Annotated in this window: 24 protein-coding genes; 15 read left to right on the top strand and 9 right to left on the bottom strand. The window is 64.8% G+C overall.

The window, feature by feature from the left end; translation table 11 throughout:
• The first annotated feature begins 47 nt into the window (after nucleotides 1–47).
• Entirely contained in the window at nucleotides 48–602 is a 555-nt protein-coding gene (locus EB836_RS07330) for a DUF1453 family protein (protein WP_135538993.1), read from the top strand.
• 36 nt (nucleotides 603–638) lie between these two features.
• Here EB836_RS07330 and EB836_RS07335 read toward each other — a convergent pair whose 3' ends face one another.
• Nucleotides 639–1,853, bottom strand: a complete 1,215-nt coding sequence (locus EB836_RS07335; RefSeq protein ID WP_135538994.1) for an FAD-dependent monooxygenase — start codon at nucleotides 1,851–1,853, stop codon at nucleotides 639–641.
• Nucleotides 1,854–1,984: 131 nt separating this feature from the next.
• Here EB836_RS07335 and EB836_RS07340 point away from each other — a divergent pair, with 131 nt between their 5' ends.
• Nucleotides 1,985–2,980: a TetR/AcrR family transcriptional regulator C-terminal domain-containing protein gene (locus tag EB836_RS07340; RefSeq protein ID WP_135538996.1), complete on the top strand. Its 996-nt coding sequence runs from the start codon at nucleotides 1,985–1,987 to the stop codon at nucleotides 2,978–2,980.
• On the opposite strand, the gene EB836_RS07345 is transcribed toward EB836_RS07340, so the two are convergent.
• On the bottom strand, nucleotides 2,977–3,567 hold the full coding sequence (locus EB836_RS07345; RefSeq protein WP_167854391.1) for a TetR-like C-terminal domain-containing protein: 591 nt from the start codon (nucleotides 3,565–3,567) through the stop codon (nucleotides 2,977–2,979). The genes EB836_RS07340 and EB836_RS07345 overlap by 4 nt on opposite strands.
• Nucleotides 3,568–3,673: 106 nt before the next feature.
• Here EB836_RS07345 and EB836_RS07350 point away from each other — a divergent pair, with 106 nt between their 5' ends.
• Entirely contained in the window at nucleotides 3,674–5,206 is a 1,533-nt protein-coding gene (locus EB836_RS07350; protein WP_205683330.1) for an MFS transporter, read from the top strand.
• Between the two features lie 55 nt (nucleotides 5,207–5,261).
• Here EB836_RS07350 and EB836_RS07355 read toward each other — a convergent pair whose 3' ends face one another.
• A complete protein-coding gene (locus tag EB836_RS07355) occupies nucleotides 5,262–5,861 on the bottom strand; it encodes a TetR family transcriptional regulator (protein WP_167854392.1) in 600 nt (199 codons plus the stop codon).
• Nucleotides 5,862–5,932: 71 nt separating this feature from the next.
• Between EB836_RS07355 and EB836_RS07360 the strand changes: the two genes are divergently transcribed.
• From EB836_RS07360 to EB836_RS07370, 3 genes are all read left to right on the top strand, one after another.
• On the top strand, nucleotides 5,933–7,165 hold the full coding sequence (locus EB836_RS07360; RefSeq protein ID WP_135539001.1) for an FAD-dependent oxidoreductase: 1,233 nt from the start codon (nucleotides 5,933–5,935) through the stop codon (nucleotides 7,163–7,165).
• Nucleotides 7,166–7,272: 107 nt separating this feature from the next.
• A complete protein-coding gene (locus EB836_RS07365) occupies nucleotides 7,273–8,502 on the top strand; it encodes a calcium:proton antiporter (RefSeq protein WP_135539003.1) in 1,230 nt (409 codons plus the stop codon).
• 99 nt (nucleotides 8,503–8,601) lie between these two features.
• Complete coding sequence (locus EB836_RS07370) at nucleotides 8,602–9,054, top strand: PaaI family thioesterase (protein ID WP_135539005.1); 453 nt, start codon at nucleotides 8,602–8,604, stop codon at nucleotides 9,052–9,054.
• A 16-nt stretch (nucleotides 9,055–9,070) separates the two neighbouring features.
• Here EB836_RS07370 and EB836_RS07375 read toward each other — a convergent pair whose 3' ends face one another.
• From EB836_RS07375 to EB836_RS07385, 3 genes are all read right to left on the bottom strand, one after another.
• Nucleotides 9,071–9,355, bottom strand: a complete 285-nt coding sequence (locus EB836_RS07375) for a helix-turn-helix transcriptional regulator (protein WP_135539006.1) — start codon at nucleotides 9,353–9,355, stop codon at nucleotides 9,071–9,073.
• 48 nt (nucleotides 9,356–9,403) lie between these two features.
• Nucleotides 9,404–11,005: an AMP-binding protein gene (locus tag EB836_RS07380; RefSeq protein ID WP_135539008.1), complete on the bottom strand. Its 1,602-nt coding sequence runs from the start codon at nucleotides 11,003–11,005 to the stop codon at nucleotides 9,404–9,406.
• Between the two features lie 127 nt (nucleotides 11,006–11,132).
• Nucleotides 11,133–12,215 carry a DUF1524 domain-containing protein gene (locus EB836_RS07385; RefSeq protein WP_135539010.1) on the bottom strand — a complete coding sequence of 361 codons (1,083 nt, stop codon included), beginning with the start codon at nucleotides 12,213–12,215 and terminating at the stop codon, nucleotides 11,133–11,135.
• 270 nt (nucleotides 12,216–12,485) lie between these two features.
• On the opposite strand from EB836_RS07385, the gene EB836_RS07390 reads away from it, so the two are divergent.
• Together EB836_RS07390 and EB836_RS07395 are read left to right on the top strand one after the other, a co-directional pair.
• Nucleotides 12,486–12,689 carry a DUF5808 domain-containing protein gene (locus tag EB836_RS07390; RefSeq protein WP_135539012.1) on the top strand — a complete coding sequence of 68 codons (204 nt, stop codon included), beginning with the start codon at nucleotides 12,486–12,488 and terminating at the stop codon, nucleotides 12,687–12,689.
• Between the two features lie 149 nt (nucleotides 12,690–12,838).
• A complete protein-coding gene (locus EB836_RS07395; RefSeq protein WP_167854398.1) occupies nucleotides 12,839–13,552 on the top strand; it encodes a hypothetical protein in 714 nt (237 codons plus the stop codon).
• A gap of 96 nt (nucleotides 13,553–13,648) precedes the next feature.
• Here EB836_RS07395 and EB836_RS07400 read toward each other — a convergent pair whose 3' ends face one another.
• Nucleotides 13,649–14,440 carry a sulfite exporter TauE/SafE family protein gene (locus tag EB836_RS07400; RefSeq protein ID WP_135539016.1) on the bottom strand — a complete coding sequence of 264 codons (792 nt, stop codon included), beginning with the start codon at nucleotides 14,438–14,440 and terminating at the stop codon, nucleotides 13,649–13,651.
• A gap of 84 nt (nucleotides 14,441–14,524) precedes the next feature.
• On the opposite strand from EB836_RS07400, the gene EB836_RS07405 reads away from it, so the two are divergent.
• The 5 genes from EB836_RS07405 (at nucleotide 14,525) to EB836_RS07425 (ending at nucleotide 19,445) form a co-directional block, all read left to right on the top strand.
• Nucleotides 14,525–15,280 (top strand): helix-turn-helix transcriptional regulator, encoded by a 756-nt coding sequence (locus EB836_RS07405; RefSeq protein ID WP_135539018.1) that lies wholly within the window; start codon nucleotides 14,525–14,527, stop codon nucleotides 15,278–15,280.
• Nucleotides 15,281–15,396: 116 nt separating this feature from the next.
• Nucleotides 15,397–16,662: an MFS transporter gene (locus tag EB836_RS07410; protein ID WP_135539020.1), complete on the top strand. Its 1,266-nt coding sequence runs from the start codon at nucleotides 15,397–15,399 to the stop codon at nucleotides 16,660–16,662.
• A 115-nt stretch (nucleotides 16,663–16,777) separates the two neighbouring features.
• Nucleotides 16,778–18,184, top strand: coding sequence for an MFS transporter (locus EB836_RS07415; protein ID WP_135539022.1), 1,407 nt, complete (start codon nucleotides 16,778–16,780; stop codon nucleotides 18,182–18,184).
• Nucleotides 18,181–18,840 (top strand): GntR family transcriptional regulator, encoded by a 660-nt coding sequence (locus tag EB836_RS07420; RefSeq protein WP_135539024.1) that lies wholly within the window; start codon nucleotides 18,181–18,183, stop codon nucleotides 18,838–18,840. The genes EB836_RS07415 and EB836_RS07420 overlap by 4 nt, the downstream gene beginning before the upstream one ends.
• A gap of 299 nt (nucleotides 18,841–19,139) precedes the next feature.
• Nucleotides 19,140–19,445, top strand: coding sequence for a helix-turn-helix transcriptional regulator (locus tag EB836_RS07425; protein WP_135539025.1), 306 nt, complete (start codon nucleotides 19,140–19,142; stop codon nucleotides 19,443–19,445).
• Between the two features lie 42 nt (nucleotides 19,446–19,487).
• On the opposite strand, the gene EB836_RS07430 is transcribed toward EB836_RS07425, so the two are convergent.
• The gene (locus tag EB836_RS07430) at nucleotides 19,488–20,450 is read right to left on the bottom strand and encodes a WYL domain-containing protein (RefSeq protein WP_135539255.1); all 963 of its coding nucleotides are present in this window, start codon (nucleotides 20,448–20,450) and stop codon (nucleotides 19,488–19,490) included.
• Nucleotides 20,451–20,602: 152 nt separating this feature from the next.
• Between EB836_RS07430 and EB836_RS07435 the strand changes: the two genes are divergently transcribed.
• Nucleotides 20,603–20,968, top strand: coding sequence for a VOC family protein (locus EB836_RS07435; protein ID WP_135539027.1), 366 nt, complete (start codon nucleotides 20,603–20,605; stop codon nucleotides 20,966–20,968).
• A 54-nt stretch (nucleotides 20,969–21,022) separates the two neighbouring features.
• Nucleotides 21,023–22,033: an aldo/keto reductase family protein gene (locus EB836_RS07440; protein WP_135539029.1), complete on the top strand. Its 1,011-nt coding sequence runs from the start codon at nucleotides 21,023–21,025 to the stop codon at nucleotides 22,031–22,033.
• 77 nt (nucleotides 22,034–22,110) lie between these two features.
• Here the strand turns inward: EB836_RS07440 and EB836_RS07445 are convergent, their stop codons facing one another.
• The gene (locus tag EB836_RS07445) at nucleotides 22,111–22,587 is read right to left on the bottom strand and encodes a hypothetical protein (protein ID WP_135539031.1); all 477 of its coding nucleotides are present in this window, start codon (nucleotides 22,585–22,587) and stop codon (nucleotides 22,111–22,113) included.
• Nucleotides 22,588–22,929 lie beyond the last annotated feature (342 nt).

Below are 22,929 nucleotides of genomic sequence, written 5' to 3' on the forward strand. Positions count from 1 at the left end.
TATCTTTTTAGCACGCTTCTGCTATATCAAGGAAAGGCAGACCTGCCATGCGTGCAGCACTGATCGCCATTGCCGTCATCGTCATCATCATCGTCGTCATCGTCCGACGGTTCCGCGGTGAGCCCGTCGACGCGAGGGACCTCGCAGTGCCTCCGGTCATCCTGCTGGCACTCTCGGCCAAGGAGCTGTGGGGCTTCACGCATTGGACGTCGGCGAACATCATCTTTCTCGCCGCCTCGATCATCGTCGGCATCGGTTTCGGCATGCTCCGCGGCGCCTCGACCACCCTGTTCGCCAGGGACGGGACGCTGCATCAGAAGTACACAGCGAAGACCCTGATCGTGTGGGCGCTCAGCCTCGCGGCGGGCCTGGGCCTGCACTTCGGCGCCCGTGCCATCGGTGCCGAGGAAGCGGTTCGTCCGATGACCCTAAGCATCGGCCTGAGCCTGCTGGGCGAGGCGATCACCTGCGGGTGGCGTGGTCTGCGCTCGGGCATTCCCTTCAGCCAGCGCCCCTCGGGAAGCCAGAAGGACTCGCAGAGCCGGGTCGACGACTTGAGTTCGCAGCTGTCTCAGCTGCTCGACCGCGAACGTCGACGCTGAGACCACCGCGACGATGCCAGGGCGACCGCGACCACCTCACCCATCGACAACGCGGCAGTCGGAATAGTCGGGCAGGACGATGTCGGCGGATTTCGCGAACTGCCTCGCCAGTAAGTCGCGCAGCGGCCACCGACCGGCCAGCCGCATCGATGTACGCATCAGCCAGATGCCGAGATCGCTTCTGGGCGCGAACCCCGCACCTCCGCCTGGCAGCTCCTGGGACTCGACTGCGTACGGGCGAACCAGGCGATCATAGGTGCGACCCGCGAGCCGAGGGTCATGGCATCGCGCGAGCTGTCCAGCCAGGACATAGGCGCCGACCAGCGCCACGCTCGTCCCCAATCCACTCAGCGGGCTCGGAGCCGCCGCCGCGTCACCGATGAGTGCACATCTGTCCTGCCACCATCGATCCATTCTCACCTGGCCGAGCTCATCGAAAGCGAAATCCTCAGCATTCGATGCTGCAGGGAGAAGGTCTTCGGTGTGCCATCCGGCTCCGTCGAACCGCTCTCTGAGCAGTGCGAGCTGCCCCTGGCGATCGTGCCGGTCAATGCCGGCCCCCTCCCCCGAACGAACACGGAAACTCAGCGCCGCCTTCGACTCTCCGGGCCGACGGCCCGGGCGAATGGAAGCGGCAAGTCCGCCCCGGCGATTGTAATTGTGATACCAGCCCTGACAGTCGGCAAACGCGGGAGCGGCGAACCAGGCGATGCACAGCCCGAGCGGCTCGACCACATCAGCCTCCTCGGCGAAGGCAAGCGAGCGGACAGTCGAATGCAATCCGTCGGCGCCGATGACATAGTCGAAGCGCTGACGCCGCCCAGAGAGGAAGACCACGTCGACGCCTTCGGCGTCCTGGGACAGTTCGACGATCGAGTCGTCGAAAAGGCAGTCGACTCCATCCACGCTCGCCTGAAGCAGCTCCACGAGGTCGCCGCGGAGGATCTCGATCTCAGAGACGAAGCCCTCGCCCCCGAAGGCATCGGCCGCCATCGAGGCCCTGATCCTGCCGTGTTCGTCGACCCAGGCGATGCCCTCCTGATCGAGGCTGCGCATGCGCGCCTCGTCGAGCAGTCCCATTCGTTCGATCACGGTTCGACCCGCCCCGCGCAGGTCGACCGCCTGACCACCGCTGCGCGGCGCCTCGGCGATCTCGACGATCGTCACCGTGAAACCATATCTGCGCAGCCAGTACGCGCATGTCAGGCCTGCGATGCTGCACCCGGAGATGAGGATGTGTCTGCTCTTCATGGTCGATGACCCTAGGAACAGGGCGGCAGCGAGGGCAATAATGTACTAGTGCACTGACGGTCACGTCGGCTCGCAGCAGGCCTCCGACCGCCGCACGATCGGTGGTGTTCTAGTACGGAAGGACGATCGACATGGTGTCCGCGGCCGATATCGCAGCCGAACTGCGGGAGACGATCCTCAGCGGGGATCTGACCGCTGGCGATCGGCTTCCTTCGGCGCGCGAAATCACGCGCACCTGGAATGTCGCAATCGCCACAGCCAGCAGAGCCCACGCACTGCTGCGCGCAGAGGGACTCGCCCACTCGGAGCCCGGAGTCGGGACCATCGTCACCAGCGGCCTCCCGATCGGTGGTAGATCAACGCAGCAGACGGCCGGAGCACACGGTCGACATTCACCTCCCGAGATCACCCGCGCCAAGACAATCGCCGTGAATCGGATCGTCGCAGCAGGCATCGCAGTCGCCGACGCCGAAGGTTTGGACGCCGTGACCATCCGCCGTGTGGCGCATGCTCTGCATACGGTGCCGAAGTCCCTGTACCGACACGTGTCGGATCGTCAGGAGTTCGAACGGCGCATGATCGATTCCGCGCTGGGAGGGTGGCATCCGGGCCGATGGAGTCCGTCATGGCGAGAGCGGCTCACGGCCGGCCACCGTGAACTCTGGCGGATCTTCCGGGCGCATCCCTGGCTGGCGCAGGTCGTCTCCGTGACCCGCCCCCAGCTGGTTCCCGCCGCGCTGAGCTTCGCCGAATGGGCGCTCGAGACCCTCAGACAGGCGGGGATGACCCCCGAAGAAGCGTTCGAGGCTCACATCGTCCTGTTCACCCAGACACGCGGCATTGCGATCCTGCTCGAACCCGAGATCGACGCCGAGTCAGAGACAGGGATCGACGCGGACGCCTGGATCGATGCCCGCAGGAACGACCTCGTCGCTCACATCTCCGACGGCCGACACCCAGCTCTCTCCGTTCTGGCCGACTCAGGCTACGAGCTCGATGTGGATCTGCTCTTCGAACGGAGCCTGTCTCTGCTCATCGCGGGACTCGCAGACCGCATCGGTCCGAGCCCCGGCAAAGACGTCGGGCTCGCAGCGCAGAAACAGCCGCCCCGCGAAGGGCGGCGCTAGGAGTCGGCGGAAGTCTCGCCGCTGCCGTTGAGCAGCAGGAAACGATCGACGAGACGCACCGCCAGGTCGTCGGTCAACGGCTCGGAGCTCAGAAGCTTCGCCGCGTAGATCGGAAGCAGCACGATCTCGACGAGGTCACGCTCGGACAACCGCATCTGCCAGCCGCGACCAGCCGCCTGGGTGAGCAGATCGGCGAGCGAGTCGAGGCGGGGCCTGACGACCTCGGCCGGGATGACGCCGCCCCTCTGGGCCGCTCGCATGAGACCTGCGATGAAGGGCGAGTGTCCGGGCGGATAGGACTCGAGCGCCTCAATGACCCTGCGGGCCCATTCGAGGAGCGCCTGCCGGAGGTCTCCCGACACCGGGGGAAGTGGACTCGATTCCTCGAGCTGCTCGAACGCGAGATCGGCGAGCAGCCCTGAGACCCCGCCCCACCGTCGGTGCAGGGTCGAACGATTCACCCCTGAACGACGGGCGACCTCGGCGGTGGTGATCTCTTCGGCTGACTGCTCGTCGAGGAGCTCGGCGACCGCTCGCAGCGCCGCGGCGCGCACCCGCGCACTGCGGCCGCCCGTTCTCTCCGTCACTGAATCTGCCTGCACGCCTTCAGGCTAACACGACGAGTGTTGCATTAGAGAATGCCGCTCTTTATGCTTAACACGCCACCTGTTGCATTAGACTTTTGGAGCGCGAATGATGAACACCGATGCCCCGACACCGAGGCGGTGGTGGACCCCGGGAGTGCTGATCCTCGGCCTCGTAGTCGTCCAGATGGATACCACGATCCTGGGAGTGGCCGTGCAGCGCCTGTCCCAGCCGGCACCAGCCGGATTGGGGTTGAGCCAGGGAGAGCTGCTGTGGTCGATCAACGCCTACACGCTGGTGATGGCCGGAATGATGCTCACGGCAGGCATGCTCGCCGACCGGCTCGGACGTCGACGAGTGCTGCTCGCCGGGATGGCGCTCTTCGGCATGGCTTCGTTGTGGTGCGCATTTTCAGTGAACGGCCCGATGCTCATCGGCGGCCGCACGGTGCTCGGTTTGGCCGCCGCGCTCATCACGCCGACGACACTGGCGGTCATCTCCCACACCTTCAGCTCCGAGGAGCGCCCGAAGGCCATCGGCATCTGGTCGGGTGGAGTCGGGATTGCGGTGGCATTGGGCCCGATCGTCGGCGGCCTGCTTCTCGACCATCTGCGGTGGGGATCGATCTTCCTGATCAATGTGCCCCTGGTGGCCATCGCCGTGATCGCTATGGCCGCGCTCGTGCCCGAGTCGCGCAATCCGCGACCGGGCAGAGTGGATGTCCCCGGGATCCTTCTGTCCATGGCGGGGATGGGTCTGCTCGTCGCCGGAATCATCCGCGGCGGAGATACGGGCGAGTGGGCAAGCAGCCGGGTCTGGCTGCCTGCCCTCGGCGGCGGCATCGCTCTCGCCACGTTCATCATGTGGGAGCGTCGCGCCCCGTCGCCCCTGATCGAAGTCGGCTGGTTCCGTATGAGGGCGTTCTCCGGATCGATCGCAGTCATGACCCTGGCGTTCTTCTCGATGCTCGGAACCACCTTCGTCATCGCGTTCTACCTCCTCAGTCTCCGACACCTCAGTGTGATCGCCACCGGTCTGCTCATGCTTCCCCTCGCCGCCGCTCAGCTCGCCTTCTCCTCCCAGACGCCGAGGCTCGCCCAGAAGTACGGTCCGCGTTCCACCAGCGCATTCGGCATGCTCGCCCTGGCATCGGCACTGCTGCTCTTCTCAAGCCTCGATGTCGACAGCTCGCTCTGGAAGGTCGGGACCGCCCTGTTCCTCATCGGCGTGGGGATCGCCTTCATCATGCCCTCGGCCTCATCGGCGATCATGGCCTCCGTGCCCCGGCAGCGAGCGGGATCGGCTTCGGCAACCAGCAACACCTTCCGGCAGATCGGCGGCGCTCTGGGCACGGCTGTGCTCGGGGCGATCCTCACGAGTGTCTACCGCTCGCAGATCACGGGCCACCTCGGCGACCTGCCTGCACAGCTGCGCGAGACTGCGGCGTCGTCGATCCAAGCGACTCAGGCCGCTCTCAGCACGGTAGGTTCCAGCGTCTCCGACCCGGCGACGATCATCGCCGCCTCGGATGCCGCATTCGTCTCGGGCCTCCACGTGTGCGCTCTGCTCGGGGCGTGCATCGCCTTGGCAGGGGCGGCGATCACTCGACTTGCGTTGCCCTCCCGCGCAGACTCACGCTGACAGGCCTCCGGTGTGCCAAGACTCTTTCCGACGCGGTCCGGCCCCAGTGATCGGGTCAATCGACGAGGCGTCTCTTGGTGAGACTCGCGTGCAGCGCAGGTGCGACGAAGTAGACGATCTCCTGGCGGCTCATGCTGACAATGGGCTCGATTCGATAGACATAGCGGGTGACGAAGACTCCAGCGATGGTCGCTGCGGCGCCGCTGGCCCAGCCTCGCGCATTCTCACCGCCGATCAGTGCAACCAGCCGCTCGAACAGCTGAGTCTCGATGTAGCTGCGTGACGCCGTGGTGCCGGCGGATGCGGAGTTCTCGTCCGCGTCGGAGAGGAGCCGGCGCAGTCGAGTCTGAGTCGTCGGAGCGTCCCAATAGACGATTGCGGCATTGAGGAGTCGACGGGCGAAGTCGTCGTCCGTCCTCGTGCTGGCCCCTGAGCCGGGCCCCGAGTCGACGACCGAGTCGAATACTGCGCCCGGGCTGATGACCAAGTCCAGTACGGCGTTGAAAAGCCCTTCCTTCCCGCCGAAATGGTAATTCACCATCGCATGGTCGACACCGGCCTCGGCAGCGATGCTGCGCGCCGAAACGGCACGGTACCCATGCGCGAGGAACTGCCGCCTGCCTGCATCGATCAGCCGGTCGCTAGTATCAGACACACCGCGGGGACGTCCTCGTCGCTTATTCACCACACTTGCCATTGTGCCTGCGTCCTCATCACGATCGCCACATGGCCGACGATGAGAATGCTCAGCAGAGAACAATCACCACTGATGCCTGCGTGGTCGGCGGTGGGCCCGCCGGACTCATGACAGGTGTGCTGCTGGCGCGTGCAGGAGTGGATGTCACCGTCATCGAGAAGCACGACGACTTCCTCCGCGATTTCCGCGGAGACACAATCCACCCTTCGACACTGGAGGTGCTGCACGAACTCGGCTGGGTCGACGAGTTCCTCTCCCTGCCCCACACCAGAATGGACTCCGTCGAGGTCGCGTTCGGAAACGATCGCGTCACCGTCGCCGATTTCTCTCATCTGCCGGTCCGGCATCGGTTCATCGCCTTCGTCCCGCAGTGGGACTTTCTCGCGTTCCTGCTGGAGAAAGGCAAGCTCTATCCCCACTTCACCTTCCTCCCCGAGGCCACCGCACTCAAGCTGATCACCCAGGGGCACCGTGTTCGCGGAATCCTCGGCCACCGCAGGGGGCAGTCCCTGCGCGTACTCTCCCGACTGGTCATCGGCGCCGACGGCCGTCGCGGCTTCACCAAGCGGGGATCCGGGCTGCCCGGCCACGACATCGGAGCACCCATCGACGTGCTCTGGTTCCGGCTACCCCGCTCGGAAGGCGAACGTCTCCCCCTCTTCACCGGCGGACAGGGTTCGCTGATCTCCATCAACCGCGGCGAGTACTGGCAGCTCGCCTATGCCATCCCGCCCGGCACCGGAGACGTCATTCGCGCCGATGGTCCGACGGCGCTGCAGCGGCGAGTGGCACACCTGCAACCCGGTTTTCGCAACAGGCTCCTCGGCCTCGATGATTGGGGCAAGGTGCAGGAACTCAAAGTCTCTGTGGATCGCCTCCGGAAGTGGCACCGACCGGGACTGCTCTGCATCGGCGATGCGGCACATGCGATGTCACCCGCCGGAGGAGTCGGCATCAACCTTGCGATCCAGGATGCCGTGGCCACAGCGAACCTGCTCGCCCCGGTACTGCGCACACGGACTCCGCACGAAGGTGAACTCGACGCCGTCCAGCGCCGTCGGTCCCTGCCGACTCGGATCACGCAGGCATTCCAAACGCGGATCCTCAGCGGCCTCTACGCCAGCTCCGTGGCGAAACGGGGCGCTGCCACGCTGCCTCTCCCGCTGAGGCTCCTGCGGCGTATTCCGCGATTGAGACATCTGACCGGTCGCCTCATCGGCTTGGGCGTGCGGCCGGAACACCCGAGGACACCTCCGATTTGAGGGCACTGACCAGCTTGGATATCCTGAAACTGGAAGGAACCGACCGGGACGACCCGGTCGCTGGATAGTCACGATGAGGACGGCCTCAGAGACAGGGAGACTCTCTTATGTCCGCCGCCCTCCGCACCATCATCACGCCGATCGCGATCGTTCGGCTCATCCTCGGCTGGGGCGCATTCCTCGCCCTGCAGCTGCTCGGTTCCCTGCTCACTCCTCCGGTGCCCATGCCGGTGCTCGTCACCGCGCTCATCGTCATCATCGCGGTCATCCTCATCTGTGCCTTCGGTGTCGTCACCGAGGCCGAACATCTCGCGACCCGCCTCGGCGATCCCTATGGCTCGCTCGTGCTGACGATTTCGATCTGCCTCATCGAGGTCATCCTCATCGCCGCCGTCCTGCTCGGCCCCGGCGATCACGCCACGATCGCCCGCGATTCGGTGATGGCGGTGTCGATGATCATCCTCGCAGCCGTGGTCGGCCTGTGCCTGCTCATCGGTGGGCTGCGCCACGGAGCCATGGAGCACAACCGCACGGGCGTCTCGTCCTACCTCGTGATGATCGTCGTCTTCGCCGCCCTCGCCTTCGCCGTGCCCGCCCTCATCGGCACGCCCGACGGCGCCTATGAGATCTGGCAGGAGATCCCGATCATCGTCGTCACCGTCGGCGCCTACGTCTTCTTCCTCTACCGGCAGATGGGACCGCAGGCCCACGAATTCACCGAGGTGGTCCCCGTCGGTGCAGCCTCGGCGGGTGCCTCATCGACTGCAGGAACGACGCACTCCTCCCCCACCGAGGCGGCGGGTCTTGGTGAGTCAAGCCGACCCGAGGCGGCCGACCAGGTTGAGAACGAGCTTCAGGGAATCGTCGAGATCCTCTCGACCCACCGATTGGAGATCATCATTCGGCTGGTCCTCCTCGTCGCCACGGTGTTGCCGATTGTCCTGCTCTCCCACGATATGGCCACGCTGCTCGATGACGGCCTGGGCCGCCTCGGCGCTCCAGTGGCGCTGTCCGGAGTGGTCATTGCGATGATCGTGTTCCTGCCCGAGACGCTCACCTCTCTGCGGGCGGCCTGGAACGGGGAGATCCAGCGCGTGAGCAACCTCTGCCACGGCGCACAGGTGTCGACGGTGGGGCTGACGATCCCGACGGTGCTCGTCATCGGAATGCTCACCGATCAGCAGATCGTACTCGCCGAATCCCCGATCAATCTGGCGCTGCTGGCGATCACACTGCTGGTCACGATCATAGCGTTCGCGGGCAGGCGGGTCACCGCCATTCACGGAGCCGCGCTGCTCATCGTCTTCGCGGTCTACGGGCTCGCACTGTTCTCATGAGCCGGGCCCACGACAGTCGGTGAGAGCTGAACGCACACGGGTAAGGTGGATTTCGAACGTTCAATCAGCCTCTGGTTGTGTCCCCTCGAAGGAGTACCTATGAATAACGACGCCGCCTCACAGCCCAACAGTGCGGCACTGCCCGATGTCTCTTTGCAGGGTTCGAGCCGGTTCGTTGCGGCCACCGGCCTCGTCGTCGAGGAGGTCACGGCCACCTCGGTGCGGGGACATGCGGATCTTGATGAGAACCACCACACTCCGTGGGGCGTCGTCCACGGCGGCGTCTACACCAGCATCGTCGAAAGCGCCGGCAGCATCGGTGCGAGCCATGCTGTAGCCGATCGCGGCGAGTTCGCCGTCGGTGTCCACAATGCCACCGACTTCCTCCGCCCCAGCCAGGGCGCTCGGGTCGCCGTCGAAGCCACCGCCCTCTACCAGGGACGGACGCAGCAGCTGTGGGAGGTCATCATCACGGATGCGGCGACGGGCAAACAGCTCTCGCGCGGTCAGCTCCGTCTGCAGAACGTGCCGCTGCCGAAGCAGGACAGCTGATGTGACGCTGCCCGCCTCAGACCAGCGCGACGCGCTTGTGCGCAACACGGGCCAACCGCTCCAGCATTCCTGTGCCGGGCATGACAGCTCCATTTTCGATTCGGGCGATGGCCGCCTGGGTTGTGTGCATTCGCTTGGCCAGTTCAGCCTGAGTCAGCCCGAGCTCCATCCGCTCGTCGTAGAACAGCTGAGAAATGCGAATGCCGGCGTCGATCTCCTCATAGCCAACTTCATATTCGGTGCGCTCTTTTTCGGACATCCGACCGAGCCGTTCCGCACGCATCTGCTCCAAAGTCTTCATGCTGCGAATAATACTCGCTCCTCCACAGAGCCGTCGTCCCAGAAGACTTCAGCTCCCCGCCATCTCCCGCAACGCGTTCTTGCGGATCTTGCCCGTCGACGTCGTCGGCAGCGCGTCGACGAATTCGATGCCGGCCGGTGCCTTATACGAGGCGATGCGGGTCTTGACGAAGGCGATGAGTTCGTCCGCGTCGAGGCTCGCTCCTTCTCTCAGCACCACGTAGGCCAACGGTCGCTGTCCCCACTTCTCGTCGGGCATTCCGACGACGGCCGCCTCGGCGACGGATTCGTGGGCGACGATCGCCTGCTCGACCTCGATGGTGGAGATGTTCTCTCCGCCGGAGATGACGATGTCCTTGGCCCGGTCGAGGATCTGGACATAGCCGTCGGGGTGCATGACGGCGAGGTCGCCGGTGTGGAACCAGCCGCCGCGGAAGGCCACCTCGGTGTCCTCGGGAGAATTGAGATACCCCTTCATCACGTTGTTGCCGCGCATGACGATCTCGCCCATCGTCGCTCCGTCACGGGGTACGTCGGCGAGCACATCATCGTCGCGGAGCTCGACGACGCGCATGCGATCAGCGCTGATCATGCCGATCCCCTGCCGTGATTTCAGGGCCGCGCGTTCCTCGACGGGCAGGCCGGTCCATTCGGGCTGCGGTTCGCACGAGGAGTACGGGCCGTAGGATTCGGTGAGCCCGTAGACGTGGATGACCTCGATTCCCAGTCCCTCCAGGAGAGCGATCGTCGTCGGTGACGGCGGGGCTCCGGCCGTGGTGATCGACAGCTCGCCGTCCATGGAATGGGCTTCCTTGGCACCGGCGATGGTGTTGAGCACGACCGGTGCGCCGGCCATGCGCGTGACCTGCTCGTCGTCGATGAGCCGCCAGGCCTCGGGTCCGCGCACGGCCCGGATGCACACGTGTGTGCCCGACACTGCGGTCAGCGCCCAGGTCGTACACCAGCCGTTGCAGTGGAACATCGGCAGCGTCCACAGGTAGCGGGTCAGCGGTGCGAAGTCCTGCGTGATGACCTCGCCGAGCGAGTTCAGGTATGCCCCGCGGTGGGTGTACATCACGCCCTTGGGTCGGCCCGTGGTGCCCGAGGTGTAGTTGACCGTGATCGTCGCGGTCTCGTCTGCGACCTCATAGGCCCGGGGTGATTCCGGCGCCGAGGCGGTCCAGTCGGCATACGCTTCCAGGCTGAGTTCCGCGGCGCTGACGTCACCGGGGGTGCCGTCTTCGTCGGGGTGGACGACGATGGTTTCGACTGCGTTCGCTGCACCGGCGTCGATGACCGGCTGGAGGAGGCCGGCGTCGCCGAAGAGGAACTTCACTTCGCTGTGTCCGAGGATGTATTCGACCTCGGGCGGGGCCAGGCGGGTGTTGAGCATGACGAGCACCCCGCCGGCCAGAGGGACGGCGTAGTGGGCGATGAGCGCCTCGGCGCTGTTCGGGGCGAGCACGGCGACGGTGTCGCCCTCCTTGAGGCCGCGGCGGACCAAGCCTTCGGCGAGGTTCTGCACGGTCTCGGCCATGTCTCGGTAGGTGAAGCGGCGGGGCCCGTCGACGATCGCCTCGCGATCGGGGTGAGCTTCGAGCGAGCGCTCGAGGAAGCGCAGCGGGGTCAGGGCGGTATCCAATCCGGACATGGTGGGGCTCCTCATCGTCGGTGACCAGGGTCGGTGTTCGCGGTGGGCTCGCCGTGGTCGAACATCGGGTCTGCGCTTAGATTACCTACCGGTTTTGTGAGCCAACACACCCACCCCGCCGAGGCGGCTATTCGCAGCCGACTCCATCGCCGTCCCGGTCGAGGTGGGACCCATATCCGGGGTCGCCGCGGTGGACGGGGGCGGCGCCGGCTTCGCGGGCGGCAGTGCAGTTTTCGAAGGATGTCGATGAGTTCGACGATCCGCTCGATGACGAGCCTGAACCTGACGCTCCGGTGCCCGACGGCGAGCTGTCCGAGGATCCTGAGCTCGAGGACTTCTGTTTCGCTGGGCGGGTCTCTTCTTTCGTGGTGACGTTGTCACCGTCGCCGGGGCCGGGCCAGTCGACATCCTCGGTGAAGGCGGGCTGGTCCTCGCAGGTGTCGAGGACGCGCTCCATGGCGGTCTTCTCCGGCGGGACCACCCACAGCTCGTATTTGTGTTTCACGGCGATCTGTCGGGCGACGTATTCGCAGCGGTAGGACTTGTTCGGAGGCAGCCAAGTCGCGGCATCAGCGTCGCCCTTCTGCCGGTTGAGGCTCGAGCTCACGGCGAGCAGGTTGAGGGGGTCGTTGCCGAATTCCTTCAGCGTCTCCTCGTCGAACTGTGCGGCACCGGTCTGCCAGGCATTCGATCGGGCGACGACGTGGTCGATGTCGACGGCATTCGCGCCGCGATCGAAGTCATAGGTCTCGCCCTTGTACGAGTCGGCGATCGTGCCGGCCAGGACGATGCATCCCTGCGTACCCGCCTTGAGCGTGATGTCCGTGAGATCGCGGCGGAGCACATCGTTGCGGGTGTCGCAGCCGTTGTGGTCGGTGTCCGAACGCCATTTGAACAGGTCACCGTCGTAGCCGGTCTTCGGTGCCCGGCCCTTGACCGCAAGTTCGTCCAACATCGCCGAGGCGGTGCCGGGCGTCGAACTGCCTGCTCGACCTTCGTCCCCGTCCTGGCCGTCGTCGTCGTCATCGGGTGTCGTCGGCGCAGCGGAATCGCTGGTCGGTTCCGGGGCCTCCCGACTGGGCTTGGGGTCGGCCGTGCTGGATGAGGCGGTGTCGACGGTCGGTTCGGTCGCCTCGGCGCATCCGGAGAGAAGGCCGAGAGTGAGGACTGCCGCGAGTGCCGCATGGGCGCGGCGTGGGGAAGAGAGCATGGGCATGGACTTTCGCAAGGTGCGGGCTCGCCGGTGGGGCGAGATCGTTCAGACGTGGACGTGGACCGAGCCGACACGAATGCCGCTGCTCGATCCACTTCGATCAGTGTAGAGCGGGCGGAGTGTCGATGGCGCACGATAGGCCAGAACGTATCCCATTCGTTAGATGACCGGAGAATCTCTCTGTAGAGCGCTGCCGAACGAGCGAATTCCGGGCGTAGGCTGACGACTACACGCATAATCTCGACCGCCGGAAGGCTGTGACACTCAATGAGCGAGGACCCCAACGTCGAGGCGCTGCGCCAAGACGATTCCAACTGGAAACTGGGCCTCTTCTACGCATCGATGCGAGACCACGCTCCGCTGATTCCCAAACGCTATGGGTGGGGCTGGACCATCAACTTCGGTAGTCCTTGGACGTGGCTGGTCGGAGTTATTCTCGCAATCGTGATCGTCTGGGGCGTGTTCTCCTAAAGGCTGGTCTTTCACGCATCAGTGCGGGCACAGCGCACGACCTGACTCCTGCCTACAGCCCCTTCTGCCGGCCACCGCCCCTGACTCCACCGGCGGGTGGGTGCATGATGGAAGGGGACGGTGAGCAGCCTCGGCGAGGAGGATTGTCGATGCGACACGATGAGGAGCGACCGCGCACCAGCGGATTTCTGGCCGACGGGACGGTGCCGGGGCACTGGACGCAGGTGCTCGGGTCGATGCGGGCGAATCCGTTCACCCATCTTTCCCCTGATGAAGTGCGCACCGAGGCGGCCGGCCAGCTCATCGTCGCGCCCTCCCCCGAGGTGGCCTGGGCGTGCTTCGGGGAGTTGCTCGCCTCAGTCGATCCAGGGGCTCGTCCCGGGCCACGCATCACAATCACCGCTCCCGACGACCTCGTTGCCTCCGACGTCCCCGCGGGGATGTGGGTCTACCTGCCGCACCGACAAGACGGGTGGACGGACCTCGAGGACGCTTCGGCGAAGTTGCGGGCGACCCTGGTCAAGGAGAACTCGACGCGAGAAGCAGGCAGCAAGCTGGTTCTCATGGAATACGGGATCAACCTGTGGATGTGGGCCGAGCCGCCGTCAAGCGGAGGCGACCCCGTCTGCCACGCGGGCGAGCTCATCAGCTGGGAGAGCGCGTGGGCCCTGGGCGCCGGCGGTGCCGCCGATGCCGGCAGCGCCGGTGGCTCGACGTCTGCCTCCGGCGATGACGCGGTTGCCACCTCGGCACACGCTGCCGATTCACTGCATGCAGCCGACTCAGTGCCCGGAGCTTCGGCGCGCCCGCCGATCTACTTCGGCCTGCCACCCATCCTGCGCAAGCGCCGCTGGGAGAGCTGAGCACCTTCTTCGAAACCACTGTCTTGCGCCGAGACAACGGTGCACGCACAGTGGTCTCGGCGCTCAGGCGTTGTCTCGACACTGAGCTGCCACCCCTCACGCCACCGCGACGACGACTCCGGCGGCGATGAGCAGGATGAAGTAGCCCCAGGCGTGGAGGATCTCCGGGATCTTCGGGACGCGCCTGCGCAGGAAGACGATGATCGGCATGCCGCCGATGAGCAGCGCCAATGCCGCGTGGAGGTCGAGGGCTCCGACGATGCCGGGGGCGTCGATAGAAGCCGGGGCGAGGATCGTCACGAGCACGGCCGGGCTCATGATCACCAAGGTCAGTGGGTTGGCCAGGGTCGTGGCCACGGTCATCGTCGCCCCCGACCGGCGCATCATCGGCACGGTCATCACCGATCCGCCGACGCCGAGGAACGACGCCAGTCCGCCGATCGGCACACCCCAGATCGCTGCGATTCCGCGCCCGCCCTCGCCGGTCTCCTCCCTGAAGCGGGCGGCGGGGCGGAAGAAGCCCGGACGCAGCAGCAGGTCGACGGCGGTGACGGCGATGTAGATGACGAATCCCCACTGCAGCAGCACATCCGGGGCGAAGCCTGCGCTGAGCGCCCCGAGCCCTCCACCGAAGGCGAGCAGCCCGAGCAGCCACCACCGTCCCTTGAGGTGGGCGAGCGTTTCCCGCTTCGTCGAGACCGTGGCGACGATGGCGTTGACGAGCATGACCAGCGCCGAGGTGGCCGCCGCAACCCGTGCCGTGTCTGATCCGAGATCGGCATCGACGAGCGTGATGATCGGGACGGTGACGAAGCCGCCGCCGAAGCCGAAGAGCACGGTCGTCAGCCCGACGAGGCAGCCGATGAGAATGAGTCCGATGAATTCCACTCACCTATCTCAGCGCACCGCACCCAAGGCAGGCAATCGATAGTCTGCCGCTGATCTGTGAGAATTCGCCACTACACTCGAGTCGTGCCCAACCTCGCCATCGACGACGTCGACTCCCATCCGTGGGACGTGCTGTCCGTCGGCACGCAGTACCCGCCGGACACGGTCCTGCCCTATCACCGCCACCGGCGTGCGCAGCTGCTCTACGGGTCGACCGGGGTTATGCTCGTCGAGACTCAGGACGGTTCGTGGACGGTCCCGACGCATCAGGCCGTGCTCATCCCCGCCGAGGTGGACCACCTTGTCCGCTTCCTCGACGTCACGACGTGGAGCCTCTACATCGAACCGGCCAGCGTGCCGTGGTGGCCGGAGACGTGCACGGTCATCACGGTCACACCCTTACTGCGTGAGCTTTTGAAAACCGCGGATTCGTTCGAGATCGCCGAGGATATGACCGCCTACCAGCATCATGTGTTCGCGCTCATCCTTCTCGAACTCCAGCGAGCCTCGGCGGTTCCGTTCGAAGTGCCGCTCCCCCGTGAGACCCGTCTGCGGCAGGTCTGCATCGACTACCTCGACGGACCCGAGCTCGGGCTGAGCAATCGCGACTGGGCCGGGCAGCTGCAGATGAGCGAACGCAGCCTCGACCGTGTCTTCCGTGCGCAGACTGGGATGAGTCCGGCGGCATGGCGGACCCGCGCACGCATGCTTGTCGGGCTGCGGCTGCTCCGGTCGGAAACGATCACGCAGGTCTCCGAGCGACTCGGCTATTCTTCACCGGCAGCGTTCTCCACGGCCTTCTCCCGCGAGATCGGCCGCGCCCCGTCCTCGTTCCAGTGAGAACTTCTGCGCCTAGGCAGTCCGCGAGCACATCAGCCGCCGCACCTGCCACGGCCGCCGTCTCAAACTGAGGCCGCCCATCGGCCTGGGACCAGCCGCGGCTAAGGTTGGCAGGGATGTCAGACGCACCCGATTCCCCATCGCCGCGGGGTCGACTTCCCCACCCGCTCGCGGCCCTGATCCTGGCCATGGCTGCGATCCTCCTTGTCGGGCTGAGTCTGCGGATCCCGACCATCTCACTGTCTCCACTCGTGCCCGCCATGATGGACGACACCGGACACGGAGAGACCTTCGTTTCCCTGCTGACCAGCGTGCCTCTGGCCCTGACGCTGCTGGCAGCGCCGATCGCTCCGGTGTTGGCGAATCGCCTCGGGCGCAGCCGCACTGTCAGCCTCTCCCTCCTGGCGATCGTGGCCGGAACGGTCATCCGCTCCATCCCCGGAGAGGCCCCGCTGCTCATCGGAACCGGGATGCTCGGCTTTTCGATCGCGATCGTCACAGTGCTCGCCCCTTCGATCATCTCCGCCGAACGCACCACCCTCCGTTCCCGCCTCACCGGGGTCTATTCGATGTCATTGAGCCTGGGCCCGGCACTGGCCCTGGCACTGACCGTCCCTGTCGGAGAGTTCCTCGATCTCGAATGGCGCGGCACACTGCTCATCTGGATCGTGGTCTCCGCCGGTGCGCTCGTGTTGTGGTGGTTCTACTCGCGCACCTACGCCGAAGGCACCGAAGGCACAACTGATGAATCGGTTGACCCCGCAAACGAACCGCGGGGCAGTAATCCACGTGGCGGGCACGATCCGCGCGGCGGACACGGGGCGAAGGCCGTCCTCGGCGATGTCGATGTGTGGATGCTCGCGCTGTTCCTCGGTGTCACCTCTCTGATGTTCTACACCACCTCGGCGTGGCTGCCTACGGTGTTCGTCGGCGACGGGATGTCGGCTCAGGTCGCCGGAGGGTTCGTCTCCCTCATCAATGTCATCGCCATCCCCTTCGGGCTCATCGCACCTGCTCTCCTCGGCAGAGGAGCCTCTCGCATCCTCGCTCCGTTCGCTCCGCTGCTGGCCGTCGGCGGCGTCGTGCTCCTGCTCATCGCAGACTCTCAGACCGCTCTGATCGTCACGATCCTCCTCGGTGTGGCCCAAGGTCTGTGCCTCGGGGTCTCCTACGACCAGATCATCGGATACGGCCGATCACCGGCTCACACCGCGTCCGTCTCGGCCGTGACCTCGGCAGTCGGCGTGGCACTGGCAGCACTCGGGCCCTTCGCCTTCGGCCTCGGCCTTGAAGTCGCAGGGTCGGCGGCGGTTCCGCTGCTCGGTCTCGCACTTGTCGCTGCTGCCCAGTCGGTCATCGGACTGCGCACCTCGCGGCTCTGAGCTGTCCCTGAGCCACCGTCTCAAACTCCGCACCCACATCTTGTATCCAAGATGGATCCAAGATAGTTTTGGCGGGTAACTCGACAGCACTACTGCGCAGGGAGGCGAGGCATCGATGACGAGTCGCGCTCGCGAACAGGCCAAACTCATCACCGCCCAGCTGCTCTCCGGAGCCGGCATCGCCTCGGGATATGCCGTCGGCGGTCTGCTCGCCGAGGAGATCACCGGCCAGACCTCGATGGCCGGACTCGCACAGATGAGCGTCATCCTCGGTGCCGGTCTCATCGCCTATCCCCTCGCGGTGCTCGCCGGCAGGTCCGGCCGTCGCAAGGCACTGACCCTGGGCTTCGGCATCGGCACGCTCGGCGCGGTAGTCGTGCTCATCGGTGTCGCCCTCCAGCTCCTCCCGGTGTTCATGCTCGGGATGATGATGTGCGGGTCCTCGACCGCCTCGGGGCTGCAGGCCCGTTACGCCGCCGTCGATCTCGCCGATCCTGCAGCCGCGGGCCGTGCGATGTCCCTGGTCGTGTGGGCGACGACAGTCGGGTCCGTACTCGGCCCGAATTTCACCGATCCCGGCGCCCACCTCGGCGAGGCCCTGGGCATGAACGGTCTGGCCGGGCCCTACATCATCTCGATGGCCGCGTTCGCTCTCGCAACCCTGTTCGCCTCGACCCTGTCGCGGTCGATCGCCGCAGGCACGGAGCAGCCGCCCGCGAACGCCGACCTCGACGCCGATCCGGCCATCGAACACGATGCCTCATCCGACGCAAACGCAGCGGCCACCTCGGCGAACGCTGTCGACGGATCCCCCGCCGAGGTGGTCCCCGCCCGATCCGCTCGATCGGAACAGACGGCACCGCCGGCCCAGTTGAGACTCGGCCAGGCGCTGCGGTTCGCGCTCGCACGCCCGGTGCCGCTGTTCGCGATGATCACGATCATCACCGGGCAGATGATGATGACCAACGTCATGGTCATGACCCCGGTGCACATGGATCACCAGGAGTTCAGCCTCGGCGCGATCGGCATCGTCGTGAGTATCCACATCGCCGGCATGTACGCCCTCTCCCCCATCTTCGGATGGATGGCCGACCGGTGGGGTGCGGGCGTGGTCATCGCCGGCGGCACGGTCATCTTCGCCGCCACGATCGCCCTCGGCGTCATGGACGCCCTCGCCCCGGTGTCGTCGATGGTCCTGCTGAGCACTGCGCTGTCGCTGCTCGGAATCGGGTGGTCGATGTTCCTCATCGGCGGTTCGGCGCTGCTGACCGCCTCGGTGCCGGCCCATGCGAAGGTGCCGCTGCAGGGGGCATCGGACTCGGCGATGAACCTCGGCGGGGCGCTCATGGCGGCCATGGCCGGCACCGTGCTCGAGGCCGGTGGATTCCTCTGGATCAATCTCATGGCGACGTTCGTCCTGCTCATCACCCTCGCCTTCGCGATCCGCGCGGTCCCGCTCATGACCTGGCCCGGCCGCCGAGCATCGACCCGCGCCGAGGCGCCCGCCGAGGTGTCCGAATGAGCACGAAGACGGAGTCGAAGAGCGCGGCCGAGCGCGCCTATTCATTCATTCGCGGGCAGATCCTCGATGGCGACCATCCCCCGGGAACGATGCTCGGCGAGGCAGCACTGGCGGCCGAGATCGAAGTCAGTCGCACCCCGGTGCGCGTGGCTCTGGCCAGACTGCAGGACGAGGGATGGATCCACATCTACCCCAAGCGTGGGGCAATCGTGCAAGGCGTCGACGAACGGACGATCGTCGAACTCGCCGATGCTCGCTATGTGCTTGAGACGACCGCAGTCGAGCGCGCTTCTGAACCTCTGAGACAGAGTCTGACCGACACACTCACTGAGCTCATCAGCCAGCAGCGGGCAGCCTTCGCCGAAGCGGACATCGCCCGGTTCATCGAGCTCACCCTGGAGTTCCACCGTGGCTTCGTCGAGGCCGGTGACAATCAGGTGATGCTCGAAATGTATTCGATGCTCTCCGATCGGCACAGGTTCATTCTGTTCATGAACGGCAGGCACCTCCTCAATCGCTGCGATGAGATCATCGCCGAACACGAAGCGCTGGTGAATCATCTCCGGGCAGGCGCTTCCGAGGAATTCGCGGCCACACTGCAGGGGCATATCGAGGAGAACGCCGGCCCGCAATCGGCCGGGTTCGGAGTACGCTGAGAGCCTTCTGCCGGTGACGGCACAATTCGAAACGAGCTGCGCCGGTTTGACCACGCCTGTGGCACCGACGCTGTCCAAGCCGAACGTTCAATAGACGGCCGACCAACTTCGCGGCTCCAGTAAGGCACCACCTCGGCGTTCATCCGTCCCACGCCATCAATCGTAGAACCTATAGTTTCTGCACTTTGTATATGTGGGAGGTGAATGTCCAACTGGACTCCGGTTGGCTCTCGTAACTGCCTCGATACACAGGAGCTGCTTGACCAACACCTGATGAGATTGAGAGGAAAGTGAAAACTATGGTTGAAACACTGAGCGATTTCCTCGACCACAATGCAATCAACCGTGAGAACGTTGACAACCACAGGCAGAGGATGCTCGCGGAAGTCCGCGCCTACCGTCTGAAGGAACTCCGATCAACCGCCGGACTCACTCAGCACGAGCTCGCGGACAGAATCGGCGTTTCACAACGTCAAGTCTCCAAGATTGAACACGGAGACCTAGAGAACACCAAGATCGGCACGGTTCGACGATACCTGGAGGCAGTTGGAGGAAATCTGACGCTCGACGTCGTCTTCGGAGAAACTCGAATCCAAATCGCCTGATCCGTTCTACTGGTTTTCACCGCTTGTCACACCGGCGATACCTCAGTGTCGTGCCGCCATGTCTCCGGCCAGCTTCTTGACCAGCTCCCGTGCCGAAGGAGGATCGATGACTTCGATGTGATCGGTGAACTGCATGAGCTGTCTGACCCCGTCGAGCTGGTCATAGGCGACAGTGATACGCATTTTCAGATCATTGGTCGGTAACGGTTCGACTGACCGCAGTCGACTGCCGAGGATCCTGTGAGCCAAGTCCTCTCTGTCAGCATCGAGATACGCAGTCACGATGACGTCATTCCTGCTCTCGAGCCGATCGACCAGATCACCCGCGACGTCCTGCAACGTCGCTTCCGGCCTGGTCCTCCGGTCGGCGTCAAGTTCAGTCCACCCCCTCAACCGAGACATGGCGAACATGCGTGGACGGCTATCGACATCGCCAACGAGGTACCACCGCCCACCGCGCAGGTAGAGCCCATACGGGTCGACCTCATAGATTCGCGATTCGGCTCTCCCGCTTGATCGGTACTCGACGCGAAGCCGTCGAGTCGACCGGAGAGTCTCGACGAGGTCAGCGAAGTCGACTGCTGCTTCGTCGGCGAACCAGCCCGAACTGTCGATCTCGACGACCTCGCTGAGAAGAACCCAATGCTGATCAGCCCGCCCCAATGGCTTCGAGCGACGTGTGTCCAGCCGCTGAAAGGCGCGAAGCATCCCTTCTTCGAGACCGAGTTGACGTGCGCTCCTGCTATCCAGACCGACCAGCGCCAATGCTTCAGCTTCCGTCTCCGAAAGCCGATTGACATCGATCTGAGTCCCCACTTGCAGGGAGATTCCGCCGTAGCGGCCAGGCTCGGCAGCGACTGGCACATCGGCCTCGATCAATGCTTCTATGTCACGCAGAATCGTTCGCGCCGAGACACCGAACTGTTCGGCGAGGCGGGCCGCCGTCGTCTGCCCCGCGGACTGGAGCGCCACGATGATCGACAACAATCGCTGCGGACGTTTCACTGCAGACTCCCTCCGACCACTTTCTTCCGAACCGCATCGCCAAACACGACATGGACTGTCACCTATTGCTGTCAGTGTAGAACCACGGCCCCGCAAAGAGTGGTTGCCGAGTACAAGAAGCCCCAAGACTGAGCAAAGAAAAGGAGTTGCCCGTGCCCACACCCAACCTGTTCCTCACTTACGTCACCGACACCGCCTCCGCAACGGATTTCTACAGCCGCCTCTTCGAGATGGAGCCCGCCATGATCACACCCCGGTACGTCTCGTTCGAAATCGCACCTGGCGTTCTGTTCTCCCTCTGGAGCGGCGCCAGCGATGCGGTGACGGCAACACCGGTACGCACCTCAGAAGTCGGGCTCATGGTGCCCGGATCCGCCGAGGCAGTCGATGCCGTCTTCGCCGACTGGTCCGCAAAGGGCGTCGATGTCGTCTCAGAACCTCACGACGCGGTCTTCGGCCGAACTTTTGTCGTCGCCGATCCGGATGGGAATTACATCCGCGTCTCACCGGTGGACTGAACCTCGGGCCCAGTGTGCACCTCACCCCTTGACCTGCGGACGTAGGCTGGGGACATGGAGCACAGATATCTGGGAAACAGCGGCCTTAAGATCTCCGAAATCACCTACGGAAACTGGCTCACGCACGGTTCACAGGTCGAGAACGACACGGCGACGAAATGCGTCCATGCCGCACTCGACGTCGGCATCTCGACCTTCGACACCGCCGATGTCTACGCAAACACCGTGGCCGAACAGGTCCTCGGCGATGCCCTGAAAGGTCAGCGACGCGAATCGCTCGAGATCTTCACAAAAGTCTACTTCCCCACCGGCCCGAAGGGTCACAACGACACCGGCCTGTCCCGCAAGCACATAATGGAGTCCATCAACGGGTCGCTGTCTCGACTCGGCACCGACTACGTCGACCTCTATCAGGCGCACCGGTATGACTACGAGACCCCACTGGAAGAGACGATGCAGGCCTTCGCCGACATCGTCCGCGCCGGCAAGGCCCTTTACATCGGGGTCAGCGAGTGGAATGCCGATCAGCTGCGGGCGGCCCATCATATGGCCCGCGAGCTAGGAATCCAGCTGATCTCGAATCAGCCGCAGTACAACATGCTGTGGCGAGTCATCGAGTCGCGAGTGGTGCCGACGTCGAAGGAGCTCGGCATCTCTCAGATCGTCTGGTCCCCGATCGCCCAGGGTGTGCTGACCGGGAAGTACAAAGTCGGGCAGCCGCTGCCCGAAGGCTCCCGCGCCACCGACGAGGAAGGCGGCGGCGCTGACATAATCAAGAGCCGCTACCTCAACGACACCACCTTGTCTGCGGTCGCGAAGCTCGAACCCATCGCCGCTGATCTCGGACTGACGATGGCGCAGCTCGCCGTCGCCTGGGTGCTGGCCAACGACAACGTCGCCACCGCCCTGGTCGGCGCCTCTCGCCCCGAGCAGATCGCCTCGAATGCCGAAGCAGCCGGTGTCACACTCGACGCCGAAGTGCTCACCCGCATCGACGAAGTCCTCGGCGACCTGCCCGAGACGGCCCCGTCGAAGACCCGGTCACCCGAGACCCGCCTGGTCTGAGCTTTCCGCAACGAGCTGACGGTCCGGCGCTGGGCTGAGAGCAAAGCGTCGGACCACGTGCTGCGCGGCCCTGCTCTTCAGCTCGGCAGGAGGGTGCCGTAGTGGGCGGTATCGACGGGGCGCAGGATGATCGGGCCACAGGCCGCCGTGAGCAGTCCCGAAATCACCGGAAGAGCGAAGGCCAAGGGTTCGATTTCTGTGTTGGACACCGTGTACACCATCGGAATATTGCCGTGGAAGAACAGCGCCAAGACCCCTAATGCGACCACCGCCGAGGCGGCACCAAGTCCGAAGAGAAACAACAGCGACGATGCACGGCTGGAGAGGCGACGGACGAACAGACGCAGAATCGCATAAGCCGGGGCGCTTGTCACGAGACCCAACGCGGCTCCGGCAACAGCAAAGAACGGGGCCCACGCGAGATTTCCCGCCAGGTCACCTAGTCCGCTGGATACGCCCATCAGGACGAGACTCCAGATGGCCGCACTGACAGCCCCGATACCGGTGACAACGAGCACAAATCGTCCCAGAGTGCTCCACTTCCCGAGACTCATCTGCCTGACCGCTCCTCATTGACAACGTAACCTGACCTCAACCGTACTGCCTTTCGGCCAAGATCTGGGAGAGCTTCCAGGCGAAGCTCCCCTTCTGGTCCCGGATCACGGGCAATAGTGACTCAGTCGTGCCGTCTGCTGGACCCACCGCGCTTCCCCTGGCAGGTCTCTTCCGCCACTCCCTGACCGGCAGTTTGGTCGTGAGGGGAATTCTCTGGTCGATCCACGGCGCTGTCGACGCCTGAGACCGCGGTGGATCGACCAGAGAATGCCGGTCAGGTGCCGCTGCGAAGACACTTCCGTCGTGCGATGGCGCATAACCCGTTTTTCGATGGCGCCTTC

Origin of the sequence: Brevibacterium sp. S111, assembly GCF_004745075.1 — a bacterium.
Lineage (GTDB): Bacteria > Actinomycetota > Actinomycetes > Actinomycetales > Brevibacteriaceae > Brevibacterium.

Excerpts from the sequence above, each read along its gene's own strand:
- EB836_RS07330 (WP_135538993.1), top strand. The coding sequence starts at position 48 with ATGCGTGCAGCACTGATCGCCATTGCCGTCATCGTCATCATCATCGTC.
- EB836_RS07335 (WP_135538994.1), bottom strand. The coding sequence starts at position 1,853 with ATGAAGAGCAGACACATCCTCATCTCCGGGTGCAGCATCGCAGGCCTG.
- EB836_RS07340 (WP_135538996.1), top strand. The coding sequence starts at position 1,985 with ATGGTGTCCGCGGCCGATATCGCAGCCGAACTGCGGGAGACGATCCTC.
- EB836_RS07350 (WP_205683330.1), top strand. The coding sequence starts at position 3,674 with ATGATGAACACCGATGCCCCGACACCGAGGCGGTGGTGGACCCCGGGA.
- EB836_RS07360 (WP_135539001.1), top strand. The coding sequence starts at position 5,933 with ATGGCCGACGATGAGAATGCTCAGCAGAGAACAATCACCACTGATGCC.
- EB836_RS07365 (WP_135539003.1), top strand. The coding sequence starts at position 7,273 with ATGTCCGCCGCCCTCCGCACCATCATCACGCCGATCGCGATCGTTCGG.
- EB836_RS07370 (WP_135539005.1), top strand. The coding sequence starts at position 8,602 with ATGAATAACGACGCCGCCTCACAGCCCAACAGTGCGGCACTGCCCGAT.
- EB836_RS07375 (WP_135539006.1), bottom strand. The coding sequence starts at position 9,355 with ATGAAGACTTTGGAGCAGATGCGTGCGGAACGGCTCGGTCGGATGTCC.
- EB836_RS07380 (WP_135539008.1), bottom strand. The coding sequence starts at position 11,005 with ATGTCCGGATTGGATACCGCCCTGACCCCGCTGCGCTTCCTCGAGCGC.
- EB836_RS07385 (WP_135539010.1), bottom strand. The coding sequence starts at position 12,215 with ATGCTCTCTTCCCCACGCCGCGCCCATGCGGCACTCGCGGCAGTCCTC.
- EB836_RS07390 (WP_135539012.1), top strand. The coding sequence starts at position 12,486 with ATGAGCGAGGACCCCAACGTCGAGGCGCTGCGCCAAGACGATTCCAAC.
- EB836_RS07395 (WP_167854398.1), top strand. The coding sequence starts at position 12,839 with ATGCGACACGATGAGGAGCGACCGCGCACCAGCGGATTTCTGGCCGAC.
- EB836_RS07410 (WP_135539020.1), top strand. The coding sequence starts at position 15,397 with ATGTCAGACGCACCCGATTCCCCATCGCCGCGGGGTCGACTTCCCCAC.
- EB836_RS07415 (WP_135539022.1), top strand. The coding sequence starts at position 16,778 with ATGACGAGTCGCGCTCGCGAACAGGCCAAACTCATCACCGCCCAGCTG.
- EB836_RS07420 (WP_135539024.1), top strand. The coding sequence starts at position 18,181 with ATGAGCACGAAGACGGAGTCGAAGAGCGCGGCCGAGCGCGCCTATTCA.
- EB836_RS07425 (WP_135539025.1), top strand. The coding sequence starts at position 19,140 with ATGGTTGAAACACTGAGCGATTTCCTCGACCACAATGCAATCAACCGT.
- EB836_RS07440 (WP_135539029.1), top strand. The coding sequence starts at position 21,023 with ATGGAGCACAGATATCTGGGAAACAGCGGCCTTAAGATCTCCGAAATC.
- EB836_RS07445 (WP_135539031.1), bottom strand. The coding sequence starts at position 22,587 with ATGAGTCTCGGGAAGTGGAGCACTCTGGGACGATTTGTGCTCGTTGTC.